The organism is Streptomyces sp. SID12488 (assembly GCF_010548275.1).
In the GTDB taxonomy this organism is placed as follows: Bacteria; Actinomycetota; Actinomycetes; order Streptomycetales; family Streptomycetaceae; genus Streptomyces.
Genome location: NZ_JAAGLT010000008.1, coordinates 217478 through 230075, shown reverse-complemented (window position 1 = coordinate 230075; position 12598 = coordinate 217478). Strand labels below are relative to the sequence as shown.

Below are 12598 nucleotides of genomic sequence, written 5' to 3'. Positions count from 1 at the left end.
GATTCCAGGCGGCCTGGACAGGCTCGAAGCATGAGAGATCCCGAGGTCCGAGCTCACCCGGCGCACGACGTCGCGGCGCTCGGCGGCAGACGCTGAGGGACGTCCTGAAGGCCGAGCAGACCAGCCCCCGACCGCCCGCCGCACTCGTGGGAGCACCGTGTCCAGCACCCTTATGTCCAGCACACCCGAGACCGGCGCAGAGCCCCGCGGCGCCGATGTCATCGCCCTCCGCGACCGCCATGTCCCGGAGGTCGGCGTCCTGTTGCCACGCGCTCAGGCCGGCGACCGTCAGGCGATGAACGACCTGTTGCAGCACGTGGCCCCGCTGGTCGTACGGGTATGTCAGCGGGTCACCCGGCGGCACGGCCTGGATGCCGCGCAGGAGGCCATGCTCTCGATCTACCGTGGCATCCACGGACTGCGCGAGCCCAACGCCTTCCACGCCTGGGTCCGCGCCATCGCGGTACGGGAAGCCGTCCGCACCCACCGGCGGCTGGGGGACTTCGCGGCCGAGGATCTGCCCGACCTGGCCCAGGACACCAATCCCATGGCCGTCGTCCACATCAGCGACGTCCTGGACCGGTTGCCGGACCACCATCGCGAGGTCCTCACCCTCCGTGTGGTCTACGGTCTGGACGAGCAGGAGATGGCGACCGCGCTCGCCCTGCCGCTCGGGACGGTCCGCTCCCGGTTGTACCGGGCCCGGCGGAACTTCCACGACGCCTGGCATCAGCAGTCCGCCTGACGGGCCCGGCCCGTCAGGTGACGGCGGCGCGCTGCCGGAAGCGCGGGTCCCGGTGCTCCTCGTGGGTCACGGCCTCCCTCAGGTGCCGTACGGCCGTCAGCATGTCGTCGTAGGAGACGTACAGGGCGTTGACGCCGAACCGCAGCAGGTCCGGAGCCCGCATGTCGCCGATGACTCCGCGGGCGGCGAGCGCGCGCACCAGCGGATACGCGTCCGGGTGCCGGAGGGCCACCTGGCTGCCGCGCCGGTGCGGTTCCCGTGGGGTGACCACGGTGAAGCCGAGACCGTCCAGCAGGGTGTCGGCGCAGTCGATGAAGAACCCGGTCAGCGACAGGCTCTTGGCCCGGATCTGTTCCATGCTGGTCCCCTCGAAGGCGGTGAGGGCCGCCTCCAGCGCGAGCAGGGAGAGGATCGACGGGGTGCCGATCCGGGCCCGCTCCACTCCCGGGGCAGGGGTGTAGTCACCGCTCAGGCCGAAGGGGTCCGCGTGCCCGTTCCAGCCGGTGAGCGGCTGGTCGAAGGCGGCCTGGTGTCGCCGGGCGATGTAGGTGAAGGCCGGGGCGCCCGGTCCGCCGGACAGGAACTTGTAACCGCATCCCACGGCCAGGTCGACCCCCAGCTCGTCCAGCCGGACGGGCAGCGCGCCGGCCGCGTGGCACAGATCCCACAGCATCAGTCCCCCGGCCTCCTGTACGGCACAGGTGATGGCGGCCATGTCGTGGAGCTCACCGGTGCGGTAGTCGACCGGGGAGTAGCCGGCCACCGCCACGTCGTCTCCGCGTTCGGCGAGGAACCGCGGCAGGCCGTCCGCGGCGATCCGGTGGACCTCCAGGCCGACCAGCCGGGCCACCGAGTCGGCGATGTACTGGTCGGTGGGGAAGTGTCCCGGATCGGTGAGCAGCAGTCGCCGTCCCGGACGCGACCGGGCCGCCCCGGTCAGCGCGTTGAACAGCTGCACGCTCGTGGAGTCGCCCGCCACGGTCTGCCCGGGTGCCGCGCCGAGCAGCCCTCCGATCGCGTCCCCCACCCGTAGCGGCGCCTGCCACCACTGGTGTTCGTTCCAGGACCGGATCAGGCCGGTACCCCACTGCCGGTGGACGGCGTCGGCGAGCGCCGCCGGCACCGCGGCCGGCAGGGCACCGAGGGAGTTGCCGTCCAGATAGACGGTTCCGTCCGGCAGGACGAAGCGTTCCCGCCGGGCCGCCAGCGGGTCGGCGGCGTCGAGTGCGGACGCCCGTGCGCGCAGTTCGTCGAGGGCGGGTGCGGTTTCGGCGGAGACGGTCACCGGTCATCCCTTCTCGTGGCGCGACAGCCGGGCGAAGACGTCGGTCACCGCGCGGGCGGCCGGTGAGCCGGGCTCGATGAGGGTGTAGTGGCCGGTCTCCGGCAGGACGACCAGTTCGGCCTCCGGGTGCACCGCCAGGTAGTCGCCGAACTGCTCCAACGGCACCTCTTCGTCGGCGGCGCCGTGCAGGACCACGGTCGGTACTCCGGTCGAGCCCTTCTCCCGCAGCAGGGTGAGCGGATCGGTGACCGGGATCCGGGACTCGGCGTGGTCGGCGCCGCCCAGCAGTTCCAGCGCCGCGCCGTTGCTGAGGTTCTCCCGGATCGTCCCGGTGAGATCGGTGACGGGAGCCAGGGCGAGCACCGCGGTCGGCAGGTCGGCGGTGTGCCACGGCGAGTCCGCGGGCAGCAGTCCGCGCGCGGCCGCCCACAGGGCGAGGTGGCCGCCGGAGCAGTGGCCGGCCAGTACGTAGGGGCGGCCGGCCGGAATGGTGGCCAGCGCCAGGGCGATGTCGTCGAACGTGCCCGGATAGCCGCCGTCGCCGCCGGACCGCCGGAACTCGGGCAGCACGGTGGTGAATCCGTTCACCGCCAGGTACGCGGCGAAGGGCGTCAGATGCATCCGGTTGTACCGCCAGTAGCCGCCGTGCAGCAAGATGACCAGCGGGGCGTCGGGGTCCTCGGCCGGCCACAGGTCGTAGACCTGGCTGGGGTGGTCGCCGTAGGAGTGGTGGAACGGCGCGAGCACCGGCTTCAGGCTCAGCACCCGCTGCTCTTCCTCCGCAGCGGCCTCGGAGATCGTCCTAGACATGGCCGCGGGCCGTCCAGAGCTCGGGGAACACTGGACGGGCGGCACGCTTCTCGAGCCACTCGACGCCCGAGGATCCGCCGCTGCCGGCCTTGGATCCCATCGCCCGGCGCGTGGCCAGCAGATGGTCGCCGCGCCAGCGCAGGACCAGCTCGGCGATGTCGGTCAGCGCCTCACCGAGGTCCAGCAGCGGGTCGTTCTGCGGGCCGGCGTAGATCTGCCGCCAGACCTCCTCGACTCCCGGATCGGCCTCGTACGGGCCGGTCACGTCGCGCTGCAGCACGTGCTCCGGGACGGGCAGGCCCCGGCGGTGCAGATAGCCGAGGACCGCGTCGTAGAGGGACGGCCGGTTCAGCAGCTCCTCCAGCTCGGCGTAGGCGCCGGGATCCGCCCGCTGCGGGTTCATCAGCGAACGGGACTTGTCGCCGAGAAGGAACTCCAGCTGCCGGTACTTCGCCGACTGGAAGCCGGAGGCCGCGCCGAACGCCTCCCGGAACCCGTTGAACTGGGCCGGGGTCATCCGCGCGATCGGCCCCAGGGAGTCGTTGAGGGCGTGATGAGCGCTGATGCTGCGGCGCAGGGCATCCATCACGCGCTCGTGGTCGTCCTTGACCAGCGCGTCCTGGGCGGCCCGCCACTCGTGGACGACCAGGGTGAACCACAGCTCCATCACCTGGGTCGTGACCAGGAACGGCATCTCGTTCGGGTCGTTGGTCAGGGGCCGTTGCAGGGAGGACAGCACCGAGGCGTGGACGTAGTCGTCGTAGGGGGTCTTTCCCTGGAAACTCACCAGCGGTTCGTCCGTCCCCGGGGCGCAGGGCAGTGACGTGGTATCGGTCATCTTGTCTCCTCAACAGAGTGCACTGATCGGCGTGTTGATACAGCGGGCGGCCGTCGTGCCGGGCCCTTCTGGTCCGATCAGAGGTCGAAGTCCAGCCCGGTGTCGTCGGACTCCGGGCTGGCACGGCAGGCGAGGGTGTATCCCGCCGCGAGTTCTGCGGGCCCCAGCACGTACTGGCGGCCGGTCATGACGGTTCCGCGGGTCACCCTGGCGCGACAGCTGCCGCACAGACCCTCGCGGCAGGAGTACGGGGTGTCCGGCCGGACCCGCAGCAGCGCGTCCAGTACCGTCCGGTCCTGCTCCTCCATGACGGCCACGGCCGTCCCTCCACCGAGGGAGGCGGTGATCCGCATGGTGCGGCCGTGGAATTCGGGCGCCGGCGGTGGCGGGTCCTGGGGGGCGAGGGAGAAGAGTTCGAAGCGTGTCCGTGCCGGGTCGGCACCCCACCCGGTCAGGGCCTCGCGCGTCGATGTGACCATCCCCCAGGGACCGCAGAGATAGAAACACGTGTCACCGTCCGGCTCGGCGCCGACCGCGCGGAGCAGTCCCGGCAGCCTCGTGGTGTCGATGCGGCCGGAGAGCAGCTCGGCCTCGCGGGTCTCCCGGGTCAGCAGGTACAGCGCGAGGAACCGGTCGACGTAGGCGTCCTTGAGGTCGGTCAGTTCGTCGGCGAGCAGCACCGACCGAGCCGTACGGTTGGCATAGATCAGCGACACCCTGCACTGTGGGTCGTCCCGCAGTGCCGCCGTGGCCATGCTCAGCAGCGGAGTGATGCCACTGCCGGCGGCCACCATCACATGGTGCGCCCCGGGCCGCGCCACGAGCCCGAAGCCGCCGGTCGGAGGCGCGACGTCCAGAGTGTCACCGGCGGTCAGCGCGGTCGTGGCGTGCCCCGCGAAGCCGCCCGGGCCGAGCCGCTTGACCACCAGGCGCAGTGCGCGCGGCTCGGAGGGTGGCGGGCAGATTGAGTAACTGCGGCGGATCTCGGTCCCGTTGAGGATGTGGCGGACGGTCACGTGCTGGCCCGGCCGGTGGGCGAAGGTGCCGGCCAGGCGGTCCGGGAGGTCCATGGTGAGGGCCACCGCGTCGTCGGTGAGCGGCCGTACCCGTGCCACCCGCAGCCGGTGCCATCCGGTGGGTGCCGCCGCGCCCTGCTCGGTTGTCGTCATGGGCGCCGTCACACCGCCTTCATGTGAGCGAAGGACTCCTGGCAGGCGGTGCACACCAGGACCGTCTGGCATCCGGTCGCCCCGAACGGGCCGAGCGGCCGGGTCGCCACGGAACCGCAGTGCGGGCAGGGCCGGCCGAGCCCGAGCCGGACCGGCAGCGGTGCTCCGGCGTCGCCGGGGGGCACGATGCCGTGTTCGGCGAGCTTGCGGCGGCCCGTCTCGCTGATCCACTCGGTGGTCCACGCGGGCGAGAGCGCCCACGTCACCCGCCCGTCGGGATGCCCGCACTCCGCCAGTACGGTCCGCAGGTCGGCCTCTATCACCGGGAGCGCCGGACAGCCGAGGTAGGTCGGCGTGACGACGACCTCCACGACACCGTCCGCGCCCTCCCCCACCGAACGGATCACTCCCAGGTCGGCCAGGGTGATCATCGGCAGTTCGGGGTCCGGTACGGCCCCCACCCGGGTCCCGGTCTGCTCAAGGTCCGACTGGAGGACCGCGCTCACCAGACACCTCCGGGATACTGCCGGAAGACCGACTGGAACTCGGCCAGCAGCGGGGCGAACGCCTCGGTGTGGATTCCCGACCGCCCGCCGGTCGCCTCCCAGGACGGCGCCGGGACGGTGAGCCCGGCCTCCGTCAGGACCTCGGCCGTCTCCCGTTCCCAGGCGGTCCGGAGGCGGGCCGGGGCGACCGCCGTGCCGTCGGTGTCGAGCCTGGCCGTCAGGTCGTCGGCCTCGAACAGCTCGGCCGCGTAGGGCCACACGTGCTCCAGACCCGTCTGCATCCGCCGACGGCTCTCCTCGGTGCCCAGACCCAGCCGTACGGTCCACTGCGAGGCGTGCATGCGGTGGTACTCCGCCTCCTTGACCGCGCGGCAGGCGAAGGACGCCAGCCCCTCATCGGCCGATGCCGCCAGTTCCGCGTACAGCAGGCTCATGTAGTGCGTGTACGCCAGCTGCCGGGCGATGGTGACGGCGAAGTCGCCGTTCGGCAGCTCCAGCAGCAGCGCGTTGCGGAACTCGCGCTCGGTCCTGCGGTAGGCGAGGTCGTCGTCGCCGCGGTCCGTCCCGTCCGAACGGCCGCTGAGGCTCAGCAGGGTCCGGGCGTGGCCGAGCAGGTCCAGGGCGATGTTCGAGAGCGCCAGATCCTCTTCGATGGTGGGGGCGTTGGTCACCCATGCGCACAGTCGCTGACAGAGGATCAGCGCGTCGTCACCGAGCCTGAGGGCGTACTCGGCGATGTCGCGGTTCCGTGTCCCGGCGACGGCAGCGGAGAGTTCAATCGTCATGGTCGCCTGCCTCGTTGAGCGGCACGTACACCTGCGGATACCGGTAGGGCTTGTCGGCGCCGTTGCTGAAGAAGGGATCCTTCTCGCCGGGCGACGAGGCACGCACCGCGTCGGAGCGCACCACCCAGATCGACACCGGGTCCCCCCGGCGGGTGTAGAGGTCTCTGGCGTTGGCGATGGCCATGTCGGCGTCCGCGCCGTGGACCGACCCGACATGCTGGTGGGAGAGGCCACGACGCGGCCTGAGGAACACTTCCCAGGGCTGCTGCGCCCCAGCGGGCTCGCGTTCTCGGCTCACTGCTCCCGCCCTTCCGTCGCCCTGCGTGCCGCGTAGGCGTCGGCCGCCGCGCGCACCCAGGCCCCGTTCTCGTGGGCCGCCACCCGGTGCGCCAGCCGCTGCCGGCCGCTCTGCGCGCCGGCGGCCAGGGCCGTGCGGTACACCTGCCAGTCCACCGGAGTGAAGTCGTGGTGCCCGCGCTCCTCGTTCCAGCGGATCGCCGGGTCGGGCAGGTTGACCCCGAGCCGTTCCGCCTGCGGGACGACGGTGTCCACGAAGCGCTGCCGCAACTCGTCGTTGGTGTGGCGTTTGATCCCCCAGGCCATCGAACGACGGCTGACCGCGGCGCCCACGGCCGCGGCCCGCGCGTCCCCGCCGCTACCCTCGACCGTGTCCGGCGGGCCGAACATCAGGGCCACCGCGGGCAGCCACCACCGGTCGACGGCGTCCTGCGCCATCTCCTGCTGTCCCTGCGTGCCCCGGCACAGCGCCCAGAGCAGGTCGTATCCCTGACGGACGTGGAAGGTCTCCTCCTGGCACACCCGCTGCATGGCCCGCGCGTACGGGCCGTAGGAGGTGCGGCACAGCGGGGCCTGGTTGATCACCGCCGCGCCGTCCGTCAGCCAGGCGATCGCCCCGGTGTCGGCCCAGGTCAGGGCGGGACGGTTAAACGTGTCCGAGGACCGCTGGTGTCCGCTGTGCAGCGCGTCGAGGAGTTCGGCCCGGGTGACGCCGAGGGTCCCCGCCGCCGCGTACAGGTACAGGCCGTGCCCGGCCTCGTCCTGCACCTTGGCGAGCAGGGCCGCCTTGCGTCGCAGGGAGGGGGCCCGGGGCAGCCAGGAGCCCTCCGGCTGCATCCCGATGATCTCCGAGTGCGCGTGCTGGGCGATCTGCCGGATCACCATCCGCCGGTAGCCGTCGGGCAGCCAGTCCCGGGGTTCTATCCGCTCGTCGGCCGCGACAAGTGCCTCGAAGTACTCGTCGAGGTGCTTGCCGTCGTCCGCGGCGACGGCCGTGAAACCTGCCTCGGTGGTCACCTGGAACCTCCGCTCCCCTCTGCCCCGCTGTCCGGACCGTGTGAAGAACTCCCGTATGGGGGCTTCACACAGGGAGGAGTGGCGGCGCGGCTCGTTCAATCCCTCACCACCTGTCGGAACGGCGTGAGCAACACCACAGCGCTGGCGGGGATTGTCGGCGCCCTCCCCTTCCTCCTTCCGATCCGAGACACCGCTTGGCTCTTCGAAAGGTGGACCTGTATGAGCACCATCCGTGAGCTACTCACCGAACTGACCGGGACGGCGGAGTACGCCGAGAAACTCAGCGACGACACCGATCTGGCCGCCAGCGGTATCGACTCGGGGGACCTGGTGCGTCTGGTCCTGCTCGTCGAACAGCGCATGGGGGTGGAGATCACCGCCCCGGACATGGAGAAGCTGTCCACGATCGCGGACTACGAGCGGTTCCTCGCCGACCGTGCGCCCGCCGCCCCGCAGCCGGACGGTGCGTGATGTGGCTGACCCAACTGCTGCAGCGCAACCGCCAGTGTTTCCCGGACCGGACGGCACTGGTGGACGCGCACCGCTCGGTCACCTGGGCCGAGTTCCACGACCGGGTGGCCCGGCTCGCCCACGGGCTCTCCGAGCGCGGCATCCGCGGTGGCGACCGGGTGGCCGTCCTCTCCTTGGACCGCGTCGAGGTGCTGGAGACGTACTTCGCGCTGGCCCGGCTGGGAGCGCTGTTCGTCCCTCTCAACCACAGCCTCACCCCCGCCGAGGTGACCGGGATCGCGGAGCGCTGCACCCCGGTGGCGGTGATCGGTGAGTCGGCCCTGCTAGACCGGCATCCGGACCTGCCGGTGCGGATCCGTGTGCCGTTGGACGACGCGGAGTTCGCCGCGATGTGCGAGACGGACGGGCCGAACCTCCCCGACGCGGGCGTGACAGACCCTGCCGGGAGCGCGGGCCTGCCCGACGTGCCGGACGACGCGCTCGCAGCGATCCTGCACACCTCGGCGACCACCGGCCGGGCCAAGGGCGTCGCCGTCGACCACACCTCCTTCCGGGCCATCGCGCTCGGCTGGCTCGCCCAGGTCGGGCCCACGGACGACATCGTGATGGTCAACTGCTGCCCGCTGTACCACGGCAGCATGGTCATCTCCCTGACCTATATGGCCGCGGGCGCCACCGTGGTGCTCATGCCGGGCTTCCAGCCGCAGCGGGCGCTGGCCGCGATCGAGGACAACCGGGCCACACACGTCTGGCTGGTGCCTCAGATGCTCCGGTTCCTGATGCAGCCGAAGTCGCTCGAGAGCACGGACCTGTCCAGCCTGCGCGAGGTGCTCTACGGTGCCGCGCCGATGCCGCCGGAGATCTACGCCGAGGCCTTCGAGCGGCTCGGCTGCGGCTTCCGGCAGGTCTACGGGATGACCGAGGTGGGCGGTCCGTTCGTCACGCTCGGTCCGGACGAGCACCCTGTGCCGGGCACCAGCGACGTGATCCCGGCCGGCCGGGTGATCCCCGGTATGTCGGTGAAGGCCCTGGACCCGAAGGACCAGGAGGTGGCCCCCGGCGTCATCGGGGAGATCTGTGTGCGCGGCCCCGGTGTGATGCGCGGCTACTGGAACGACGAGAAAGCCACCGCCGACATCACGACGGACGGCTGGATCCGCACCGGCGACCTCGGCTTCATCGACGGCGACGGCCGGGTGCATTTGATCGACCGGAGCAAGGACCTGATCCTCCGGGCGGGGCAGAACGTCTACCCCAGGGAGATCGAACAGGCACTGCGTTCCCACCCCGCGGTGCACGACGCCGCCGTGGTCGGGGTGGCGGACGCCGACTACGGAGAGGCGCCGCTGGCCTTCGTGGTGGCCGAGGACGGGACCACCCCCGAGGAGGTGCAGGCCCATCTGGCCGGCCTCCTCGCCGCGTACAAGCGGCCCCGGCACATCCGGTTCATCGAGGAGGTGCCCAGGAACCCCGCGGGCAAGATCCTCAAGAAGTCACTGCCCGTCTGACCCGGAGGCACGAGCGGCGGAGGCACAAGGGGCGAAGCCCCCACCCGCATCCCTCGGTGCGTTGCCCGGAGTTCCGGTTCCGGCCGGGGCCCCGGGCAACGCGCCTCTGTCGTACCGGATGACGGCAGTCGGACCGGGCTCACTCGGACCGGGCTCACGCCGCGGCGATCCCGCCCGTCACGCTGATCGCCTGGCCGGTCAGCCTGGCCGCGCCGGGTCCGCCGAGAAAGACGACAAGTGAGGCGAGGTCGTCCGGCTCGGCCACGCCGAGATGAGCGAGCCGCGCGGCCTTCTCGAAGATCTTCTTGCTGAATCCGTCGGCGAGAACACGGTCCGTGGTCGGCGTACCCGCCACCAGAGAGGGCGTCACGGCGTTCACCCGGATCCCGTTGTGCTTCCCCTCGATCGCCGCCGTCCGCGAGAACATCACGATCGCGGCCAGGGCCGCGCCGAAGACGCTTTCTCCCGGAGTCGCGATCTTGGCGGCGTCGGACGCGATGTTGATGATGCTCCCACCGCCCTGCTCCTGCATGACCGGGAACACCGCCCGGGTCATGTGCATCGGTGGCACAGCCAGTGTGGTGAGCATGGACGCCACGTCAGCCAGCGGCGTGCGGTGGAGGAGCTCGGGCTTGTAGGGCGAGGGCGGGGGCGTGGAGTTGACCAGTACGTCGATCGAGCCCAGGGCACGATGGACCTCCTCCACGGCTCGCTCCACCTGAGGGACCTCGTTGGCGTCCACACGGGCGAAGACGACCTCGGCATCCGGGCAGCGGTTCTCGACCGCCATCCTCGCCGCCTTCCCGCGCTCGGGATTCCGGCCGAGCAGCGCGACCCGCCGCACCCCCGCGTCGACGAACCGAAGCGCGCTCGCGAGACCGATTCCGGAACTGCCACCGGTGATCACGACGACGGCGTCCGCGTAGTCACGGACCAGTGGGGTTGCAGGCATGCGTATCTCCTTGACGTTTCAGGGGTGTTGACGGCTGGTCAGCCGTCACGGGGTTCGTCAGCTCGGCACCGACCAGCGCATCAGCGAGGCGCCGATCGATGCGCCGCTGCCGAGGCCGGCCATCAGGACCAGATCGCCGTCGTGCAGCAGTCCCGCCCGGTTGACGAGGTCGAGGGTGAGCGGCACGGAAGCGCTGCCGACGTCGCCGTACTTCTCGACGGTGCAGTGGGCCACGGCGTTCCGAAGGCCCGAGGCGCGGGCCAGCTCGTCCGGCGGGAGCCCGGCGGGCTGATGCGCCATGAGGTGGTCGATCTGCTCCGTCCCGTATCCCGCGTCCCGAACCAGCCCGGCCAGTGCGGGGGGTCCGTACGCCCGCACGAAGTCCCGTGTCCCGCGGCCGTCCATCGTGACGTAGTGAGCGCCGGTGTCGACCGACTCGTGGGACGGCGGTACCCGGCTGCCTCCGGCCCGGATCCGCAGCGACTCGTGTGCGTCACCGGGACTGGACAGGTCCGTACGGAGGAAGCCGTGGCCGGAGGGCACCGGCCCGACCAGGGCCGCTGCGGCGCCGTCTCCGAGGAGCGCCGCCGTACGGTGGTCGGAGAGGTCGACGAACCGCGAGTACACCTCGGTGGAGATCATCAGTGCGAGTCCGCCCCCGCGCAGCCGCAACAGGCTGCGGACCAGCTCCAGTCCGTAGATGAAACCGCTGCTGGAGACACTGATGTCGAAGCAGGTCGCGCGGTGGGCGTCGATGGCGTTCTGCACCAGGTGCGCGGTGGGCGGCTGGGGGAAGTCACCCGTGGCGGTGGACACGACGAGATAGTCGATCCGGTCGGCGGTGATGCCCGCCTGGGCGAGGGTTCGTTCGGCGGCACGGGTGGCCAGGTCGGAGGCGGCCTCGTCGGGGGCCGCGTAGCGCCGGGTCCTGATCCGGGTCTCGCGTTCGATCTCTGCGGCGGCGCCACCGGACCGCCGCGCGACCTCCTCGCTGTCGATCTCGTCCTTGGGCACGTAGGAGCCGGTCGCAAGGATTCCGGCAGAGTATTCGGCCACCGTGAGCGACACCTTTCGAGGGAAGGGAGACGTACGTCACACGCGCTCGCCGCCCGGTCACCCGGCGGGAGCCGACGCGTTCATCACCGCGGCGCCGCCCAGCGCAGCAGGCAGGAACCCAGGGAGAGACCGCCGCCGAAGCCGCTGACCATCATCAGATCGCCGTCCTTGAGGAGACCCGCCCGGCTGGCCTCGTCGAGTGTCACCGGGATGGAGGCGCTGCCGACGTTGCCGTACTTCTCCACGGTGCGGTGGGTCATGACATGCGTCAGGCCCGCCTCCTCCACCAGTGCGTGCAGCAGCGCGCCGTTGCCCTGGTGCGGCAGGAAGTGGTCGATCCGGTCGAAGGGTATGCCCGCGCGTCTCGCCAGCCGCTCCAACGTGGGCGGGACCTCCTTCATCACGAAGTCGCGCACCAGCCGGCCGTCCATACGGAAGTAGTGCTCCCCCGCGTCCACCGTCCGGTGCGAAGCCGGCTTGCGGCTCCCGCCCCCTTCGACCCTGACCATGTTGCGTCCCTCGCCGTGGCTGGACAGGTCGAATTCGACGAATCCGTACGGCGACGGCACCGGGCCCACGATCGCCGCACCGGCGCCGTCGCCGAACAGCACGGCTGTGCGGCGGTCGCCGAAGTCGAGGATCCGCGAGTAGACCTCCGCCGCCACCACCAGCACATGGCTGCCCGGATAGGAGGAGATGAGACCGCGCGCCAGCGCGAGACCGTAGACGAATCCACTGCACACCACATTCAGGTCCAGGCACGCGGCGTTGTACGCCTTCAGCCCGCGCTGGACGAGGTTCGAGGTGGGCGGCAACGGCGAATCACCGGTGGAGGTGGAGACGATGATGCAGTCGATCCGGTCGGCGGTGAGACCGGCCTGGGCGAGCGCCCGTTCGGCGGCCCGGACGGCCAGGTCGGAGGCGGCCTCGTCGGGGGCCGCGTAGCGCCGGGTCCTGATCTGGGTCTTGCGTTCGATCCATTCGGCGGTGGCGCCGACCCGCCGCGCCAACTCCTCGTTGCTGATGACGTCCCTGGGGAGATAAGAGCCGGTCGCCAGGATTCCGGCACAGACCTTCGCCACTGTCGAGTGCACCTTTCACGGGAACTGGAGCCGGGCGGCGAGCTGCCGGGACAGCTCGGTCGTGGCCTGGTCGTCGT

14 protein-coding genes are annotated in these 12598 nt (G+C 71.1%); 3 read left to right on the top strand and 11 right to left on the bottom strand.

Annotation, left to right across the window (positions count from 1 at the left end):
* Positions 1-157 precede the first annotated feature (157 nt).
* Complete coding sequence (locus tag G3I56_RS15990) at positions 158-745, top strand: RNA polymerase sigma factor (protein ID WP_343239957.1); 588 nt, start codon at positions 158-160, stop codon at positions 743-745.
* 13 nt (positions 746-758) lie between these two features.
* On the opposite strand, the gene kynU is transcribed toward G3I56_RS15990, so the two are convergent.
* The 8 genes from kynU to paaA form a co-directional block, all read right to left on the bottom strand.
* Positions 759-2030 carry a kynureninase gene (kynU, locus tag G3I56_RS15985; protein ID WP_343239956.1) on the bottom strand — a complete coding sequence of 424 codons (1272 nt, stop codon included), beginning with the start codon at positions 2028-2030 and terminating at the stop codon, positions 759-761.
* Positions 2031-2033: 3 nt separating this feature from the next.
* Positions 2034-2840, bottom strand: coding sequence for an alpha/beta hydrolase (locus G3I56_RS15980; RefSeq protein WP_164409631.1), 807 nt, complete (start codon positions 2838-2840; stop codon positions 2034-2036).
* Positions 2833-3678: a tryptophan 2,3-dioxygenase family protein gene (locus tag G3I56_RS15975; protein WP_164409630.1), complete on the bottom strand. Its 846-nt coding sequence runs from the start codon at positions 3676-3678 to the stop codon at positions 2833-2835. The genes G3I56_RS15980 and G3I56_RS15975 overlap by 8 nt, the downstream gene beginning before the upstream one ends.
* Before the next feature lie 77 nt (positions 3679-3755).
* On the bottom strand, positions 3756-4847 hold the full coding sequence (locus G3I56_RS15970) for a 2Fe-2S iron-sulfur cluster-binding protein (protein ID WP_164409629.1): 1092 nt from the start codon (positions 4845-4847) through the stop codon (positions 3756-3758).
* An 8-nt stretch (positions 4848-4855) separates the two neighbouring features.
* Positions 4856-5353, bottom strand: coding sequence for a 1,2-phenylacetyl-CoA epoxidase subunit PaaD (gene paaD, locus G3I56_RS15965; protein ID WP_343239955.1), 498 nt, complete (start codon positions 5351-5353; stop codon positions 4856-4858).
* Positions 5350-6138, bottom strand: a complete 789-nt coding sequence (gene paaC, locus G3I56_RS15960; RefSeq protein ID WP_164409628.1) for a 1,2-phenylacetyl-CoA epoxidase subunit PaaC — start codon at positions 6136-6138, stop codon at positions 5350-5352. The genes paaD and paaC overlap by 4 nt, the downstream gene beginning before the upstream one ends.
* Positions 6128-6436: a 1,2-phenylacetyl-CoA epoxidase subunit PaaB gene (paaB, locus tag G3I56_RS15955; RefSeq protein ID WP_343239954.1), complete on the bottom strand. Its 309-nt coding sequence runs from the start codon at positions 6434-6436 to the stop codon at positions 6128-6130. Before paaB ends, paaC begins: the two co-directional genes overlap by 11 nt.
* Entirely contained in the window at positions 6433-7359 is a 927-nt protein-coding gene (paaA, locus tag G3I56_RS15950; protein WP_343239964.1) for a 1,2-phenylacetyl-CoA epoxidase subunit PaaA, read from the bottom strand. Before paaA ends, paaB begins: the two co-directional genes overlap by 4 nt.
* Positions 7360-7671: 312 nt before the next feature.
* Between paaA and G3I56_RS15945 the strand changes: the two genes are divergently transcribed.
* Positions 7672-7923 (top strand): acyl carrier protein, encoded by a 252-nt coding sequence (locus G3I56_RS15945; RefSeq protein WP_164409626.1) that lies wholly within the window; start codon positions 7672-7674, stop codon positions 7921-7923.
* Complete coding sequence (locus G3I56_RS15940; protein ID WP_164409688.1) at positions 7923-9431, top strand: AMP-binding protein; 1509 nt, start codon at positions 7923-7925, stop codon at positions 9429-9431. Before G3I56_RS15945 ends, G3I56_RS15940 begins: the two co-directional genes overlap by 1 nt.
* 154 nt (positions 9432-9585) lie before the next feature.
* Here the strand turns inward: G3I56_RS15940 and G3I56_RS15935 are convergent, their stop codons facing one another.
* The 3 genes from G3I56_RS15935 to G3I56_RS15925 all read right to left on the bottom strand — a co-directional run bounded on the left by G3I56_RS15935 (position 9586) and on the right by G3I56_RS15925 (position 12521).
* Positions 9586-10383, bottom strand: a complete 798-nt coding sequence (locus G3I56_RS15935) for an SDR family oxidoreductase (protein WP_164409625.1) — start codon at positions 10381-10383, stop codon at positions 9586-9588.
* A 57-nt stretch (positions 10384-10440) separates the two neighbouring features.
* Positions 10441-11439: a ketoacyl-ACP synthase III gene (locus tag G3I56_RS43855; protein ID WP_164409624.1), complete on the bottom strand. Its 999-nt coding sequence runs from the start codon at positions 11437-11439 to the stop codon at positions 10441-10443.
* Positions 11440-11522: 83 nt separating this feature from the next.
* Positions 11523-12521: a ketoacyl-ACP synthase III gene (locus tag G3I56_RS15925; protein WP_164409623.1), complete on the bottom strand. Its 999-nt coding sequence runs from the start codon at positions 12519-12521 to the stop codon at positions 11523-11525.
* Between the last annotated feature and the right edge of the window lie 77 nt (positions 12522-12598).

Coding starts and splice junctions, on each gene's coding strand:
- G3I56_RS15940 (WP_164409688.1), top strand. CDS start 7,923: ATGTGGCTGACCCAACTGCTGCAGCGCAACCGCCAGTGTTTCCCGGAC.
- G3I56_RS15935 (WP_164409625.1), bottom strand. CDS start 10,383: ATGCCTGCAACCCCACTGGTCCGTGACTACGCGGACGCCGTCGTCGTG.
- paaC (WP_164409628.1), bottom strand. CDS start 6,138: ATGACGATTGAACTCTCCGCTGCCGTCGCCGGGACACGGAACCGCGAC.
- G3I56_RS15945 (WP_164409626.1), top strand. CDS start 7,672: ATGAGCACCATCCGTGAGCTACTCACCGAACTGACCGGGACGGCGGAG.
- G3I56_RS15975 (WP_164409630.1), bottom strand. CDS start 3,678: ATGACCGATACCACGTCACTGCCCTGCGCCCCGGGGACGGACGAACCG.
- G3I56_RS15980 (WP_164409631.1), bottom strand. CDS start 2,840: ATGTCTAGGACGATCTCCGAGGCCGCTGCGGAGGAAGAGCAGCGGGTG.
- G3I56_RS15970 (WP_164409629.1), bottom strand. CDS start 4,847: ATGACGACAACCGAGCAGGGCGCGGCGGCACCCACCGGATGGCACCGG.